General features: G+C 72.4%; 14 protein-coding genes, 1 pseudogene and 2 riboswitches. Of the genes and pseudogenes, 9 read left to right on the top strand and 6 right to left on the bottom strand.

Annotated features, from left to right (window positions below):
• Nucleotides 1-22: 22 nt before the first annotated feature.
• The gene (locus QFZ76_RS16480; protein ID WP_030040281.1) at nt 23-316 is read left to right on the top strand and encodes a hypothetical protein; all 294 of its coding nucleotides are present in this window, start codon (nt 23-25) and stop codon (nt 314-316) included.
• Between the two features lie 7 nt (nt 317-323).
• On the opposite strand, the gene QFZ76_RS16485 is transcribed toward QFZ76_RS16480, so the two are convergent.
• The 3 genes from QFZ76_RS16485 to QFZ76_RS16495 are packed head-to-tail and all read right to left on the bottom strand — an operon-like array spanning nt 324 to nt 3,543.
• On the bottom strand, nt 324-1,394 hold the full coding sequence (locus tag QFZ76_RS16485; RefSeq protein WP_307674454.1) for a prenyltransferase: 1,071 nt from the start codon (nt 1,392-1,394) through the stop codon (nt 324-326).
• Nucleotides 1,391-2,140 (bottom strand): class I SAM-dependent methyltransferase, encoded by a 750-nt coding sequence (locus QFZ76_RS16490; RefSeq protein WP_266440181.1) that lies wholly within the window; start codon nt 2,138-2,140, stop codon nt 1,391-1,393. The genes QFZ76_RS16485 and QFZ76_RS16490 overlap by 4 nt, the downstream gene beginning before the upstream one ends.
• Nucleotides 2,134-3,543 carry a glycosyltransferase family 4 protein gene (locus QFZ76_RS16495; RefSeq protein ID WP_307674455.1) on the bottom strand — a complete coding sequence of 470 codons (1,410 nt, stop codon included), beginning with the start codon at nt 3,541-3,543 and terminating at the stop codon, nt 2,134-2,136. Before QFZ76_RS16495 ends, QFZ76_RS16490 begins: the two co-directional genes overlap by 7 nt.
• Nucleotides 3,544-3,752: 209 nt before the next feature.
• On the opposite strand from QFZ76_RS16495, the gene QFZ76_RS16500 reads away from it, so the two are divergent.
• Nucleotides 3,753-4,409, top strand: a complete 657-nt coding sequence (locus tag QFZ76_RS16500; protein ID WP_307674456.1) for a TetR family transcriptional regulator — start codon at nt 3,753-3,755, stop codon at nt 4,407-4,409.
• 9 nt (nt 4,410-4,418) lie between these two features.
• A riboswitch (TPP riboswitch) is annotated at nt 4,419-4,595 on the bottom strand.
• A gap of 322 nt (nt 4,596-4,917) precedes the next feature.
• Here the strand turns inward: QFZ76_RS16500 and QFZ76_RS16505 are convergent.
• Nucleotides 4,918-5,152 (bottom strand): annotated as a pseudogene (locus tag QFZ76_RS16505) (ferredoxin).
• A gap of 6 nt (nt 5,153-5,158) precedes the next feature.
• On the bottom strand, nt 5,159-6,616 hold the full coding sequence (locus tag QFZ76_RS16510; RefSeq protein WP_307674457.1) for an aldehyde dehydrogenase: 1,458 nt from the start codon (nt 6,614-6,616) through the stop codon (nt 5,159-5,161).
• 182 nt (nt 6,617-6,798) lie between these two features.
• Between QFZ76_RS16510 and QFZ76_RS16515 the strand changes: the two genes are divergently transcribed.
• Entirely contained in the window at nt 6,799-7,824 is a 1,026-nt protein-coding gene (locus QFZ76_RS16515; protein ID WP_307674458.1) for an MBL fold metallo-hydrolase, read from the top strand.
• Nucleotides 7,825-7,881: 57 nt separating this feature from the next.
• A complete protein-coding gene (locus tag QFZ76_RS16520) occupies nt 7,882-8,343 on the top strand; it encodes a nuclear transport factor 2 family protein (protein WP_307674459.1) in 462 nt (153 codons plus the stop codon).
• Nucleotides 8,344-8,467: 124 nt separating this feature from the next.
• On the opposite strand, the gene QFZ76_RS16525 is transcribed toward QFZ76_RS16520, so the two are convergent.
• Nucleotides 8,468-9,130, bottom strand: coding sequence for a phosphotransferase (locus QFZ76_RS16525; RefSeq protein WP_307674460.1), 663 nt, complete (start codon nt 9,128-9,130; stop codon nt 8,468-8,470).
• Between the two features lie 89 nt (nt 9,131-9,219).
• Nucleotides 9,220-9,293, top strand: a riboswitch (cobalamin riboswitch).
• A gap of 130 nt (nt 9,294-9,423) precedes the next feature.
• Here QFZ76_RS16525 and QFZ76_RS16530 point away from each other — a divergent pair.
• The 5 genes from QFZ76_RS16530 (at nt 9,424) to QFZ76_RS16550 (ending at nt 15,070) form a co-directional block, all read left to right on the top strand.
• Nucleotides 9,424-10,665, top strand: coding sequence for a prenyltransferase/squalene oxidase repeat-containing protein (locus QFZ76_RS16530; RefSeq protein ID WP_307674461.1), 1,242 nt, complete (start codon nt 9,424-9,426; stop codon nt 10,663-10,665).
• Nucleotides 10,662-11,306, top strand: coding sequence for an SCO2322 family protein (locus QFZ76_RS16535; protein ID WP_307674462.1), 645 nt, complete (start codon nt 10,662-10,664; stop codon nt 11,304-11,306). The genes QFZ76_RS16530 and QFZ76_RS16535 overlap by 4 nt, the downstream gene beginning before the upstream one ends.
• A gap of 88 nt (nt 11,307-11,394) precedes the next feature.
• The gene (locus QFZ76_RS16540; protein WP_307674463.1) at nt 11,395-12,555 is read left to right on the top strand and encodes an energy-coupling factor transporter transmembrane component T; all 1,161 of its coding nucleotides are present in this window, start codon (nt 11,395-11,397) and stop codon (nt 12,553-12,555) included.
• Nucleotides 12,552-14,249: an ABC transporter ATP-binding protein gene (locus QFZ76_RS16545; protein ID WP_307674464.1), complete on the top strand. Its 1,698-nt coding sequence runs from the start codon at nt 12,552-12,554 to the stop codon at nt 14,247-14,249. The genes QFZ76_RS16540 and QFZ76_RS16545 overlap by 4 nt, the downstream gene beginning before the upstream one ends.
• Nucleotides 14,246-15,070, top strand: a complete 825-nt coding sequence (locus QFZ76_RS16550) for an ECF transporter S component (protein WP_307674465.1) — start codon at nt 14,246-14,248, stop codon at nt 15,068-15,070. The genes QFZ76_RS16545 and QFZ76_RS16550 overlap by 4 nt, the downstream gene beginning before the upstream one ends.
• The last annotated feature ends 162 nt before the right edge of the window (nt 15,071-15,232 follow it).

Below are 15,232 nucleotides of genomic sequence, written 5' to 3' on the forward strand. Positions count from 1 at the left end.
ATTCAGCGGCAACCCGGAGGGCATGTCCCCTCGATATCGCAACGGTGCCAATCAGGCCGGCACGATCATCGCAGTCGTCGCCGATGTCATGGCCCTCATCCTGGGCCTGTGGATCCTGATGTACCTGCTGGACGCGAACCGCGCGAACGACTTCGTGCAGTTCATCCACGACGTGGCCCGCTGGCTCGCCGGCTGGTCGCACGACCTGTTCACCTTCGACGAAGCCTGGGCACGGGTCGTCGCGGGCTACGGCCTCGCAGCCGTGGTCTACCTCTTCGTCGGCCACGCCATCGCCAACCGCGTACACCGGCACTGAGCAGTACTCAGCCGCAGCAGTCCGGGTCGAGGCCGCTCGGCAGGTGGTCGCCGCCGAAGATTCTGCAGGTTGCCTCGTGGCCGCCGAGGGCGGCGACCGCGAGGAGCAGGGAGCCGGCCGTCCAACTGGTCAGTTCCCGGGGCCAGATGGCCTTGTCCTTGAAGACGTAGCCCGTCCAGTACAGGCCGGTCTCCGAGTCCCGTAGGTGCTGTATCGACTGGAGGATCTCCAGCGCGCGGTCGGACTCGCCCATCACCCAGAGCGTGAGGGCGAGTTCGGCCGACTCGCCGCCCGTGACCCATGGGTTGGGCACGACGCAGCGCACCCCCAGGCCGGGGACGACGAAGCGCTCCCAGTCCGCCTCCAGGCGGGACTTGGCCTCCGTGCCGGTGAGCGCGCCGCCCAGCACCGGGTAGTACCAGTCCATGGAGTAGCGGTCCTTGTCGAGGAACCGCTCCGGGTGGCGGCGGATCGCGTGCCGCAGCGCTCCTGCCGCCAACTCCCAGTCCGGCTGCGGCTCTTCGCGCTGCTCGGCGATGGCGAGCGCGCAGCGCAGCGCGTGGTGGACCGAGGAGGAGCCGGTCAGCAGCGCGTCCGCGGTGTCCGTACCGTCGTCCTCGCGCTTCCAGCCGATCTGCCCGCCCGGCTGCTGCAGTTGGAGGACGAACTCGATGGCCGCGTAGACCGTCGGCCACATGCTGTCGAGGAAGGTGTCGTCGCCGGTGGAGAGGTAGTGGTGCCAGACGCCGACGGCTATGTAGGCGACGAAGTTCGTCTCCCGGCCCCGGTCGCTGACGTCGTCGAAGGCCCCGTCGGCGTACGCCGCGTACCAGGAGCCGTCCGCGTTCTGGTGTCGGGCCAGCCACGTGTACGCCCGCTCGGCGGCCTCGTGCTCGCCCGCAGCGTCCAGCGCCATCGCGGCCTCGGTGTGGTCCCACGGGTCCAGGTGATGCCCGCGGAACCACGGGATCGCCCCGTCCTCCCGCTGCACGGCGAGGATGCCGGCGACGGTCGCGGCGGCCTCCTCGGCGGTGAGGACCCCGGGCAGGACGAGGTGTTCTGTCCGGGGGGTGGTCACTTGGCGGCCACCTCGGTCCCGGCGAGACCCGGCAGGTGCGGCTTGGTCGCGTACGCCACGAAGCTCTTGCCGATCAGCGGGTTCAGCGCCTGCTCGGCGACCCGGGTCGCGAGTGGCTTCTTCATGATGTCCCAGACCAGAAGCTTGTGGTACGCCCGCACCGGCAGCGCCTTGTCGTTGTCGACGCCGAACGCGCACTTGAGCCACCAGTACGGCGAGTGCAGCGCGTGGGCGTGGTGGGTGCCGTAGGGCCTGAGGCCGGCCTCGCGGATCCTGGCGAGGAGTTCCTCCGCCTTGTAGATGCGGATGTGGCCGCCCTCGACCTCGTGGTAGGCGTCGGACAGCGTCCAGCAGACCTTCTCGGGCCCGTAGCGCGGGACGGTGATCGCGATCCGGCCGCCGGGCCTCAACACCCGTACCATCTCGGCGAGTACGCCCTTGTCGTCCGGGATGTGCTCCATCACCTCGGAGATGATGACGACGTCGAAGGACTCGTCGGGGAAGGGCAGCGCCAGGGCGTCGCCCTCCATCGCCGTCGCGGTGGCGCCCTCCGGTGCCTCCCCGGCCTCCTTCATCGCCGCGAACCACTTGGCGACCTCGCGGATCTCCTCGCCGTTCTGGTCGAGGGCCACGACCCGGGCACCCCGCCGATAGCACTCGAACGCGTGCCGTCCTGCGCCGCAGCCGAGGTCCAGGACGCGGTCGCCCGGGGCGAGCGGGAACCGGGAGAAGTCGACGGTCAGCACGTGGCCCTGCTTTCGCGATCGGATACAACGTCGGCAACTTCTGGGGCCGCTGAGCGGCCGGGAGGTGTGGTGGCGGGGCGGGCAGCGGCTTCGCCGGTGCCGGGGACGGCCATGGCCTCCCGGTAGCGGGCCACCGTGCCCTCGGCCGCGCGGGCCCAGGTGAAGCGGGCCAGTACGCGCTCGCGGCCGGCCGCGCCGAGCCGGGCGCGCAGTTCCGGGTCGGACAGCAGGCGGCTGAGGCCTGCCGCCAACGCCTCGGAGTCCCCCGGTGGTACGGCGAGGCAGGTCTCCCCGTCCCGGCCGGCGACCTCGGGGATCGCGCCGCCGGTCGTGGCCAGCAGCGGGGTGCCCGTCGCCATGGCTTCGGCCGCCGGGAGCGAGAAGCCCTCGTACAGCGACGGGACGCACGCGACCTCCGCCGAGCGCACCAGGTCGACCAGTTCGGCGTCCGTGATGCCCTTGACGAACTCGACGGCGCCCTGGAGGCCGTACCGCTCGACGGCCTGGGCGACGGGGCCGCCCTCGGGCCGCTTGCCGACGACGACGAGGTGGGCGTCCGGGCGCTCGGTGCGTATCTTCGCCAGCGCCTCGACGAGGAAGACCAAACCCTTGAGCGGGACGTCGGCGCTGGACGTCGTCACGATCCGGCCCGGCACGACGGGCACCGAGGGATCCGGCGAGAACAGGTCCGTGTCGGCGCCGATGTGGACGACGTGGATGCGGTCGTCGCGTACGCCGAGATCGTCGACGATCTCCTGGCGGGAGGTGGCGGAGACGGTGAGGACGGACGACAGGCGGCGCGCCACCCGCTTCTGCATGCGCGTGAAGCCGTACCAGCGGCGTACCGAGAACCTGCGCCGCGCACCCTGTGCCGCCTCCAGCTCCAACCGGCGGTCCACGGTGATGGGGTGGTGGATCGTGGTGATCAGCGGGGCGCCGATGTCGCCCAACAGGCCGTATCCGAGCGTCTGGTTGTCGTGGACGACGTCGAACTCGCCGCGCCGGGCGCGCAGCTGGCGGCGGGCGCGGAGCGAGAAGGTGAGCGGCTCGGGGAAGCCGCCGGTCCACATCGTCCCGACTTCGAGGGCGTCGATCCAGTCGCGGTACTCGCCGAACTTCGGGGTGCGAAAGGGATCGGGGTGGCGGTACAGGTCCAGGCTGGGCAGCTCGGTGAGGCTCAGACGCTCGTCGTGGCCCTCGTCGAGGACGGGATAGGGCTGGGAACCGATGACCTCGACGGTATGGCCGAGGCGGGCCAGCTCGCGCGAGAGGTGTCGTACGTAGACGCCCTGTCCCCCGCAGAACGGGTTCCCTTTGTATGTGAGGAGTGCGATGCGGAGCGGTCGCTCGCCGTCGGTGGCCGGTCCCTCCAAGGGCCCCGCCTGACTGGCCTCAGCGGTCACTCTGGGCCCCCTTCTGCCTGCACTGTCCCGCGAGATTACGCCGGGACGCTAATCTAGAACAAGTTTCAGACTTGATCGTTCAGGAGGCTCTGAATCTACCGGCAGGTAGGAGCACGGTGAGCAGTGGATCAGGTGATTCACGCCACGACCGGCGCCCCTGTCATGCTGTGTGATCACTTGCCCTCACCGACTGTCACGGAACGGGACCCATGCCTGCGGAAGCCAAGGTGGACAAGGTGGCCAAGGTGGATGCCAGTACCCCGCGGTCCGACTCGCCGCCGCTCACCGAGCGGCAGGAGGCGCGGCGTCGGCGCATCCTGCACGCGAGCGCCCAACTGGCCAGCCGGGGCGGTTTCGACGCGGTGCAGATGCGGGAGGTCGCGGAGTCCTCGCAGGTGGCGCTCGGCACGCTGTACCGCTACTTCCCGTCCAAGATCCATCTGCTGGTCGCCACGATGCAGGATCAGCTGGAACACATGCACGGCACGCTGCGCAAGAAGCCGCCGGCCGGCGAGACGGCGGCGGAACGGGTGGCTCAGACGCTGATGCGGGCCTTCCGCGCGCTGCAGCGGGAGCCGCACCTGGCGGACGCGATGGTCCGCGCGCTCACGTTCGCGGACCGCAGCGTGTCCCCCGAGGTCGACCAGGTGTCCCGCCAGACCACGGTGATCATCCTGGACGCGATGGGGCTGGAGAATCCGACGCCGGAGCAGCTGTCCGCGGTCCGGGTCATCGAGCACACCTGGCACTCGGCGCTGATCACCTGGCTGTCGGGCCGGGCCTCGATCGCCCAGGTGAAGATCGACATCGAGACGGTGTGCCGGCTGATCGACCTGACGGACCCGGCGAACGACAGCCGGGTCTAGGCATGCGAAGAACCTACGAGACGGGTTCCCTTCGCCGGTATTACCCGGATCAGGTGCTAGGGGTCGCCTTCCGGCCCGACTACTGCCTTCCAGCCTCTCAGCCCGACCGTCGACGTCGGCCACTGGCGGATGCCGAAGCGTCTCGCCACAGTCGGCTACTCCGGTCGAACTCCCTCACTCGTCCCGTAGGCCACTTCCCAGGATAGAACTTTTATTCCGTGACAGAACCCCCTGAATCATGATTTTTTAGGGCGAATCTCTCAAGGAGTTCTCAAGGAGCTCTCAGGGAGTTCTCAGGGAGACGGAGTGGCGGCGGCCGCACCGCAGTCCCGCCCGAGCAGGCGCCCATGCGTCGGGCGGCCTCGTTGTCGATGAACCGAGGCCGCCCGAAGTCCCCGGCGGCGACCGCCGCCCGGATGTCACCCCGCACCGCGGCCGCCCCCACCCCACGCATCGTTCTCCCACCTCGTCACGTCCCGAACGTGAGGCGGAGGGTCGCACGGAACCGCTACTCCTCCGGAGGAAACACCGGCTCCCCGCTCCCCAGCAGCGTGATCATGATCGCCTCGACCGGGCAGCCCTCCGCCGCCGCGAGGACCTTCTCGTTGGCGTCGGTCTCGGGGTCGACGGGGTGGGACTGGCGGCCCGTGTCGAGGCGGAAGCCGTCCGGGGCGTGGTGGACGCACTGGGGCGGAGCCGATGCACAGGGAGCGGTCGACCTCGATCTGCCAGCGGTCGCCCATGGTCGGTCAGCCCTCCCAGCCCGCCGGCAGGTGGATCATCTTGTGCTCGAGGTACTCGCCGTACCCCTCCGGCCCGAACTCCCGCCCCAGGCCGGAGTCCTTGTAGCCGCCGAAGGGGCCGAGCATGTCGAGGCTGAAGGTGTTCACCGAGTACGTGCCGGTACGGACCTGACGGGCGACCTCGATGCCGCGGGCGACGTCGGCCGTCCACACGCTGCCGCTGAGCCCGTAGTCGGAGTCGTTCGCGATCTTCACGGCCTCGGACTCGTCGCCGTACGGGAGCAGGCAGATGACCGGGCCGAAGATCTCCTCGCGGGCGATGCGCATGGAGTTGTCGACATCGCCGAAGAGGGTCGGCTCGACGTACCAGCCGCGGTCCAGGCCCGGCGGACGCCCGCCGCCGGTGAGGATCTTCGCGCCCTCCTCCTGGCCGATGCGGATGTAGTCGAGGTTGCGCTGCTGCTGCCGCTTCGCCACCAGCGGGCCCACCTGGGTCGCCGGGTCCAGCGGGTCGCCGACCACCAGCGCGCCGGCCGCCGCCGCGAAGGCCTCGGCGAACTCGTCGTAGCGCGCCCGCGGCAGCAGGATGCGGGTCTGGGCCACGCACGCCTGCCCGTTGTTCATCCAGGCCGCCGGGACGATCCCGGCGACAGCCGTCTCCACGTCCGCGTCCGGCAGCACCACCGCCGCCGACTTGCCGCCCAGCTCCAGCGTCACGCGGGTCAGGTTGCGCGCGGCGACCTCCATCACGCGCTTGCCGGCCGCCACCGAGCCGGTGAAGGAGACCTTGTCCACGCCCGGGTGCCCGACCAGGTACTCACTGACCTCGCGGTCCGCCGGAAGGATCGACAGGACGCCCTCCGGCAGCCCGGCCTCGCGGGCGATGTCGGCGAGGATGTACGCGTCCAGCGGCGACTCCGGCGACGGCTTCAGCACCACCGTGCAGCCGGTGAGCAGCGCGGGCGCGAGCTTGGCCGCGGCGACGAACTGCGGGACGTTCCAGGGGACCACGGCCGCCACGACCCCGACGGGCTCGCGCCGCACGAGGATCCTGCCGAGCACGCCGTCGCGTGTCTCCTCGTAGGTGAAGTTCCGCGCGACCGTGATCGCCGCGTCCCACACCATCATCGCGCCGAGCGCCTGCGCGAGGACGCTCCAGGAGTACGGCGACCCGTTCTCGGACGAGATCACGCGGGCGATCTCCTCGTGCCGTACGGCGATCGCGTCCTTGATCCGTCCGACCACCTCGATCCGCTCGTCGAGGGTCGTCCGCGGCCAGGGCCCTTCGTCGAACGCCTTCCGCGCCGCGGCGACCGCCCGGTCCACGTCCCCCGTCGAGGCGTGCGGCACGCGCCCGATGACCTGCTCGGTGTGCGGCGAGATCACCTCGATGACGTCCTTGCCCAGGGGGTAGGTCAACTCCCCGCCGATGAACAGCTGTCCGTGTTCCACGAGCTCGGTCATGGCGACTGCCTCCCCGGAACGACTCCGTCTCTGACGGTTCATCAGATACGGCCACTGATACCAGGTCCGCCTGGAGGAGTCCACGGGCGGGACGCCGACCATCGCGCCGAGAAGGTCGACCCGGGCTCCCATCGAAACGCGTTCTAGTTATAGTTGGCCCGGACACGGCGATTGGGGAGCCCATGACGCAGGTGTACGACCACGGCGGCGGCGTTCGCTCCCTCCAGGTCCCCATCCCGGACAACCCCCTCGGCCACACCCTCGTGTACGTCGTCGACACCGACCGCGGGCCGGTGCTGATCGACACCGGCTGGGACGACCCGGCCTCCTGGGACACCCTCGCCGAGGGCCTGACGGCGTGCGGCACCTCGCCGGAGGAGATCCACGGTGTCGTGATCACCCATCACCACCCCGACCACCATGGCCTGTCGGGCCGGGTGCGGGAGGCGTCCGGTGCCTGGATCGCGATGCACGAGGCGGACGGCGCGATCGTACGGCGGGCCCGCTCGACGCGCCCCGAACGCTGGCTCACCTACATGAGCGCCAAGCTCGAGGCCGCCGGCGCCCCCGAGGACCACCTGGCACCGCTGCGCGCCGCCCGCCCCCGCTCCGTCCCCGGCCTGGCCCCCGCCCTGCCCGACCGCGAGATCGTCCCCGGCGAACTCCTCGCCCTCCCCGGCCGCCGGCTGCGCGCGATCTGGACGCCGGGCCACACTCCCGGCCATGTCTGTCTGCACCTGGAGGAGGCGCACCCCGGCCGTCTCCCGGGCCACGGCCGCCTGTTCTCCGGCGACCACCTGCTCCCCGAGATCACCCCGCACATCGGCCTGTACGAGGACCCGGACGACGCCACCGTCACCGACCCCCTCGGCGACTACCTCGACTCCCTGGAACGCGTCGGCCGCCTCGCCCCCGCCGAGGTGCTCCCCGCCCACCAGCACGCCTTCACCGACGCGGCCTCCCGCGTACGGGAGTTGCTCACCCACCACGAGGACCGCCTCACCGGCCTGCTCACCCTCCTCACCGAGCCCCTCACGCCCTGGCAGCTCGCCGAACGCATGGAGTGGAACCGCCCCTGGGCCCAGATCCGGTACGGCTCGCGGAACATCGCCGTCTCGGAGGCGGAGGCCCATCTGCGGCGACTGGTGAAGCTGGGGCGGGCGGAGGCGGTGGCGGGGAGCGAGCCGGTGACGTACGTGGCGGTGTAAATACGTGGCGGCGTAAAGCGGTCGCCCTCACCGGCCACCGCTGGTACCAACAACCCCATGGACCCCATCGACCGCCTCCTCGCCGAACGCGCCTGCGAGCACCTGATCATCGGCTTCGTCCACCGGCTCGACCTCGGCGAACCCGGCTCCGTCGCCGAGCTGTTCACCGAGGACGGCAGCTGGGAGTGGCCGGCCGGCGACCGTCTGGTCAAGGGCCGGGACGCACTGCGCCGGTACTTCGCCTCCCGCCCCGCCGACCGCCTCTCGCGCCGCCTGATGTCCAACATCCTCGTGACCGTGACGTCCCCGGACGCGGCGACGGCGACCTCGTACTTCACGACGTACCGCATCGACGGCCACGACGGCGGCACGACCCCGGTCCCGTCCGGCCCACCGGTCCAGGTCGGCCACTACGAGGACACCTTCCACCGCCACCCCGACGGCACCTGGCTGCTCTCCGCCCGCGTCCTCCACCTCCCCTTCGGCGGCCCGACCCCGCACGCGAGTTCGATAGCATGAACGGCGGCACCTCTACACGTTCTACGTCGCCACAGCACCACCTCGCTAGCGCCTTCGACGCGCCCTTGGACGTGCGGCCTCCGGCCGGGACCGACGTGCTGGACGCCGGCCGCGCGTCCGGCGACTAGGACACGACCGAGCGGATCAAGTCCTCGGCCTCACCCAGCAGTTCGACCTCCCGACGGCTCATCGTCGGGTTCGCCGCGCGCCGGAGGCGGGCCTCCGTCATGCCCGCCTCGGTGAGGTGGGACGGGTCGGCGAGGAGGGTGGTGAGCATCGTGCGGGCGGGGGCGGCGAGGGCTTCGTCGGTCACGGCGACCTGGGCGAGGATCATCGCGGAGATGCCCCAGTCCAGGCCGGGGTCGCCCTCCTCCGTGTTGGTCCAGTCGATGACCCGGGGACCGTCCGCGGTGAGGATGACGTTCTCCGGGTGGAGGTCCAGGTGGAGGACGCGGGCGCCGGGCGAGTGCCGGGCGGGGACGGTGTGCAACTGCCGTAGGAGACGGGCGAGGACGTCCCCCGCCTCACTCGCGTCGATCCGGCCCGCGCCGAACGCGTCCAGCATCGTCGGGCCGTGGAGCCGCTCCATCACCAGCTCGGTGCGCGTGGAGTCGGCCGGGCGGACCCGCGGCACCGGATAGCCGTGGCGGCGTACGAACTCCATCACCGCGCCCTCGGCCAGCGCGTCCCCGTGCCCCTCCCGGTCGCGGCGCAGCACCCACGCCTCGTCGATCTCGTACACGTCGGCGGAACGGCCGGAGCCGAGCAGTCTCCCCGTCGGCTGCATGGGACCGAACCTACCTCCCCCGTGCGGGCGGCCCTCGGGATGCTCCGTACGGGCCGGTAGAGTGGCCGGGTCGTATCACACCCGTACGGGGGGAAGCCGGTGCAAATCCGGCGCTGACCCGCAACCGTGTGCCGTCCGTCCAGGGCGGCGAGCCGGACTGCCCCGCACGGACCGTGACCGGCTCACGCACACCGGCAACCGGCCGGTGTGCGGCACCGTCGAGGTATACGGAGCCGAGCCGCCGGGGTGTCCCGTGCTGCCCGGCTCCCTTCAGGGAGAGGCACCCGCCGATCATGAACGTCCGCCGCAGCGCCGCGGTCCTGGCCGCCGCCACCGCCGTGATCGGGGCCGCCGTGCCCGCCGTCGCCGCCGACCCGTCCCCCTCCGCCTCGCGGGCGTTCCCCGCCGCGCTGTACGGCAGCACGGACCCGACGTACGACGGTGTCTGGCGTCAGTCCCTCGCCCTGCTCGCCCAGCACACGGCGGGAGTGAAGCCGGCCGCGACGTCCGTGGACTGGCTGACCGGACAGCAGTGCGCGAGCGGCGCCTTCGCGCCCTACCGCGCCGACCCCGCCACGGCCTGCGACGCCAAGCTCATGGTCGACACCAACAACACCGCCGCCGCCGTCCAGGCTCTCGCCGCGCTCGGCGGCCACGACGCCGCCACGGACAAGGCGGTCGCCTGGCTGAAGTCCGTGCAGAACAAGGACGGCGGCTGGGGGTACGCCCCCGGCGGCGCCAGCGACACCAACTCGACGTCCGTGGTCGTCGGCGCGCTGACGACCGTGGGGGAGAAGCCGGCGGACGTACGCAAGGGGGGCCAAGGGCCGTACGACGCCCTGGTGAAGCTCGCCCTGCCGTGCGAGGGCGCCGCAGCCGCTGCCGACGCAGGTGCCTTCGCCTTCCAGCCCGGCAAGAAGGGTGAGCTGGCCGCCAACGCCGACGCCACCGCGGCGGGGGTCGTCGGCGCGCTCGGGAAGGGCCTGGTCGTCGAGCCCGCCGCGCAGGCGGAGGCCGCCGCCTGCTCCGGCTCCGGCTCGCCGTCCCCGCGGCAGGCCGCCGCCAACGGCGCCGCCTACCTCACCAAGGCCCTCGCCAAGGACGGCCACCTCACCTCGGCCCTCCCCGGCTCCACCGACCAACCGGACCACGGCAACACGGCCGACGCCGTCGTCGCCCTCGCCGCCCAGGGCCAGGCCGCGCAGGCGAAGAAGCCGCTGGAGTGGCTCGAGCAGAACTCCTCCGCCTGGGCGGCGCAGAGCGGCCCGGCCGCCTACGCCCAGCTGATCTTCGCCGCCCACGCCACGGGCACGGACCCGCGTGACTTCGGCGGCACGGACCTGGTCGAGCAGCTCAACGCGACGGGGCCGGCTCCGCAGACGGCGACGGCCAACAGCGAGAAGGCCGACGAAACAACCGACGAAACGGATGACTCGGGCAGCGGCGACGTGTGGTGGATGGTCGGCGCCGGCCTCGCCGCCGGGGCGGGCATCGGCTTCCTGCTGAGCAGCCGCAACAAGAGGCGGCAGCCGTGACCTCCCGCCGCCGTGCCGCGACCCTCCTGCTCCTCGCCTCGTTCCTGTTCTCCGGGAACGCGGGTCAGGCGCAGGCCGCCGGTTACCGCTACTGGTCCTTCTGGGAGCGCGACGGCAACCAGTGGACGTACGCCACCCAGGGCCCTTCGACCGCTCGTCCGTACGACGGCGACGTCCAGGGCTTCCGCTTCGCGGTCAGCGAGGACTCCGGCGACGCGACGAAGCCACGCGGCACGGCCGACTTCGCGACGATCTGCGCGAACACGCCCGCGCAGGACGGCAAGAAGCGGATCGCCCTGGTCATCGACTTCGGTACGACGACCGACGCCCCGTCCGGCGAAACCCCGCCCCCGGCCCGCACGGGCTGCGTGCCGACCGCCCCCGACGCCACGACCGCCGAGGCCCTGGCCGCCGTCGCCAAACCGCTCCGCTACAACACCAACGCCCTGCTGTGCGCGATCGCGGGTTATCCGGAGGCGGGGTGCGGGGAGCAGGTGTCGACCGAGAAGAAGCCGAGCACCGCATCCAGGGAGGAGAAGGAGAACGGGGGCCCGTCGGCGGGCCTGCTGGCGGGCGCGGCGGCCGTGGCAGCCCTGGGCGCGGCGGCGGTATGGCAGGCACGGCGGCGCAGGAATGGATAGCTCGTGTCGAGCCGCCCAGCCTGCGGGCAGTCGTGCCGCTGGGGCGATGGGCGTCCCCCCGCTCGAGCGGAGCCGAGAGTGGGGGAGGGTGGGCGCAGGCGGCACCCCGCAACGCCGGGCTGCGCACCCCACCCGCCCGCACCAGCGCCGGCCCACATTGCACCCCGGCGCCTGGTGGCTCTGGGCCCTCGCCCTCGGCACCGCAGCCACCCGCACCACCAACCCCCTCCTCCTCGCCCTCCTCATCACCACCTCCGCCTACGTCGTGGCCACCCGCCGCCCCGACACCCCCACCGCCCGCTCCTACACCGCCTTCGTCAAACTGGCCCTGGCCGTCCTCCTCATCCGCCTCGCCTTCGCGGTGGCACTCGGCTCCCCCGTCCCCGGCACCCACGTGATCGCCACCCTCCCCGAAGTCCCCCTCCCCGACTGGGCCCAGGGCATCCGCCTCGGCGGCAGAGTCACCGCCGAAGGCCTCCTCTTCGCCCTGTACGACGGCCTGCGTCTGGCCACCCTCCTCATCTGCGTGGGCGCCGCGAACGCCCTCGCGAACCCGGCCCGTCTCCTCAAGTCGCTCCCGGGCGCGCTGTACGAGATGGGCGTGGCGGTGGTCGTGGCCCTCACCTTCGCCCCGAACCTGATCCTCGACGTCCAGCGCCTGCGCGCCGCCCGCCGGCTGCGCGGCCGCCCCGACAAGGGCATCCGCGGCCTCCTCCAGGTCGCGCTCCCGGTGCTCGAAGGCGCCCTGGAACGCTCCGTCGCCCTCGCCGCAGCGATGGACGCCCGCGGCTACGGCCGTACCGCCGACGTCCCCGCCCCGGTCCGCCGTACGACGACCGCTCTCACCCTCGGCGGGCTGCTCGGGGTCTGCGCGGGAACGTACGGACTGCTGACGGCCGAGGGCGGCACTTACGGCCTCCCCGTCCTCCTCGCCGGACTGGCCACCGCTCTCGCGGGCCTCCGCCTGGGCGGCCGGCGTTCGCTGCGCACCCGGTACCGCCCGGACCGCTGGGACATGCGCGCCTGGCTGGTCACCGGCTCCGGCGTGGCGGTGGCCACGCTGCTCGTGCTCGCCTCCGCCCACGACCCCGAGGCCCTGAACCCGGGCGTGGTCCCCCTGGTCGCCCCGGCCCTCCCCCTGTGGCCCGCGGCGGCCGTACTCCTCGGCCTGCTCCCGGCCTTCGTCGCCCCCGATCCCAACCCCGACCCCGACCCCGCTCCCGCTCCCGACCCCAAGGACCCGTCGTGATCCGCTTCGAGAACGTCTCGGTGACGTACGACGGTGCCGCCGAACCCACCGTCCAGGGCGTGGACTTCGAGGTGCCGGAAGGCGAACTCGTTCTGCTGGTAGGCCCGTCGGGCGTCGGCAAGTCCACCGTGCTCGGCGCGGTGAGCGGGCTCGTCCCGCACTTCACCGGCGGGACCCTGCGCGGCCGGGTCACGGTGGCCGGCCGGGACACCCGTACGCACAAGCCGCGGGAACTCGCCGACGTGGTGGGGACAGTCGGCCAGGACCCGCTCTCCCACTTCGTGACGGACACCGTGGAGGACGAACTCGCCTACGGCATGGAGTCGTTGGGCCTCGCCCCGGATGTGATGCGCCGCCGCGTCGAGGAGACCCTGGACCTTCTGGGTCTGGCCGATCTGCGCGACCGGCCCATCACCACGCTCTCCGGCGGGCAGCAGCAGCGCGTCGCGATCGGCTCGGTCCTCACCCCGCACCCGCGGGTCCTCGTCCTCGACGAACCGACCTCCGCGCTCGACCCGGCGGCCGCGGAGGAGGTCCTCGCGGTCCTCCAGCGCCTCGTCCACGACCTCGGCACGACGGTCCTCATGGCCGAGCACCGACTGGAACGCGTCGTCCAGTACGCCGACCAGGTCGCCCTCCTCCCCTCGCCCGGCGCGGCCCCGGTCCTCGGCACCCCGGCCGAGATCATGGCCGTATCGCCGGTGTACCCACCGGTGGTGGACCTGGGCCGGCTCGCGGGCTGGTCCCCGCTGCCGCTGACGGTCCGGGACGCGCGGCGACGGGCGGGCGATCTGCGGGAACGGCTGGGCGGACAAGACGGGACGCCCGAAGTGTCCCCCGTCACGACGGCACCACCCCAGCCGGAGGCTCCCCCGACCTCCCGTCTCCGCCTCCGTCTCCGCCTCCGTCTCCGCAAGAAGCCCACCCCGGCCCCAACTACCGCATCCCCGGCCGAAGTCCACGCCCTCGCCGTCCGCCGCGACCGCGTCCAGGCCCTGCGTCACGTCGACCTCACCGTCGCCCCCGGCGAGACGATCGCCCTCATGGGCCGCAACGGCGCCGGTAAGTCGACGCTGCTCTCCGCGCTGGTCGGTCTGGTGGAGCCGGCCGCCGGGTCGGTGCGGGTCGGGGGTGCCGTACCGCATCGCACGGCGCCCCCCGAGCTCGTACGCCGCGTGGGTCTCGTACCGCAGGAACCGCGCGACCTGCTGTACGCCGACACGGTCGCCGCCGAGTGCGCGGCCGCCGACCGGGACGCGGGCGCGGCGCCGGGGACCTGCCGGGCGCTGGTCACCGAGCTGCTCCCCGGCGTCACCGACGACATCCATCCGCGTGACCTCTCCGAGGGCCAGCGGCTGGCTCTCGCGCTGGCCGTGGTCCTGGCGGCCCGCCCTCCCCTGCTGCTCCTCGACGAGCCGACCCGGGGCCTGGACTACGCGGCGAAGGCCCGCCTGGTCGCGGTCCTGCGCGGGCTGGCGGCCGAGGGGCACGCGATCGTGCTGGCGACCCACGACGTCGAGCTGGCCGCCGAGCTGGTCCACCGTGTGGTGCTCCTCGCCGACGGAGAGGTGATCGCGGACGGCCCGACGGCGGACGTGGTGGTGGCCTCCCCCTCCTTCGCCCCGCAGGTCACGAAGATCCTGGCGCCGCAGAAGTGGCTCACGGTCGCGCAGGTGCGGGAGGCGCTGGCATGACCGATACGCGCCAGGCCAAGGCCGTCCGCCTGGGCCCTCGCTCGACAGCCGCCCTGCTCCTCGTGAGCGCGGTCGGCGTGGCCGCTCTCGGCTGGCCGTTCCTCGCCCCGCCCACGTCCCGGGTCGGGGCGCATGCGCAGGACGCCCCGTGGTTCTTCGCGGGCCTGCTGCTCCTTCTCGTCGCGGTGCTGGCGGCGACGATCTCGGAGTCCGGCCTGGGCCCGAAGGCGGTGGCGATGCTCGGCGTGCTGGCGGCGACCGGTGCGGCGCTGCGCCCCATCGGCGCCGGGACGGCCGGTCTCGAGCCGATGTTCTTCCTGATGGTGCTGAGCGGACGCGTGCTCGGCCCTGGCTTCGGTTTCGTGCTCGGCTCCGTGACGATGTTCGCGTCGGCGCTGCTCACGGGCGGGGTGGGCCCGTGGATGCCGTTCCAGATGCTGGCGATGGGGTGGTTCACGATGGGCGCGGGTCTGCTGCCGGGCCCCGACCGCCTGCGCGGCCGCGCCGAACTCGCGCTCCTCGGCGGCTACGGCTTCGTGTCCGCCTTCGCCTACGGCACGATCACCAACCTCGCGGGCTGGACCTTCATGACGCAGAACGCCTCGAACATCGCCTTCCAGCCGGACGGGGCGGTCGCCGCCAACCTGGCCCGCTTCGTCGCGTACTGCCTGGCCACGTCACTGGGCTGGGACCTGGGCCGGGCGCTGGTCACGGTCGTCCTGACGGCGCTGCTCGGCCCGGCGATCCTCAGGGCCCTGCGCCGGGCCACCCGCAGGGCGGCCTTCGAGACCCCGGTCACTTTCGACGCCCCCGCCGAGTGAAGAGCCCCACATGACCCAGGTCACCTACGAGGCCCGGTCGTAGACTCCGGCGCCTGGCATGTACGCGCACGCAGCCCCGCTGACCTGCACGTTGAGAGCCAGATCACACAGAGGGCCGAGGCCCCACATGCGACCACCACTAGTAAAAGGGGTCATTGCGGA

The sequence above is a fragment of the Streptomyces sp. V4I2 genome, assembly GCF_030817655.1.
Lineage (GTDB): Bacteria > Actinomycetota > Actinomycetes > Streptomycetales > Streptomycetaceae > Streptomyces > Streptomyces plumbiresistens.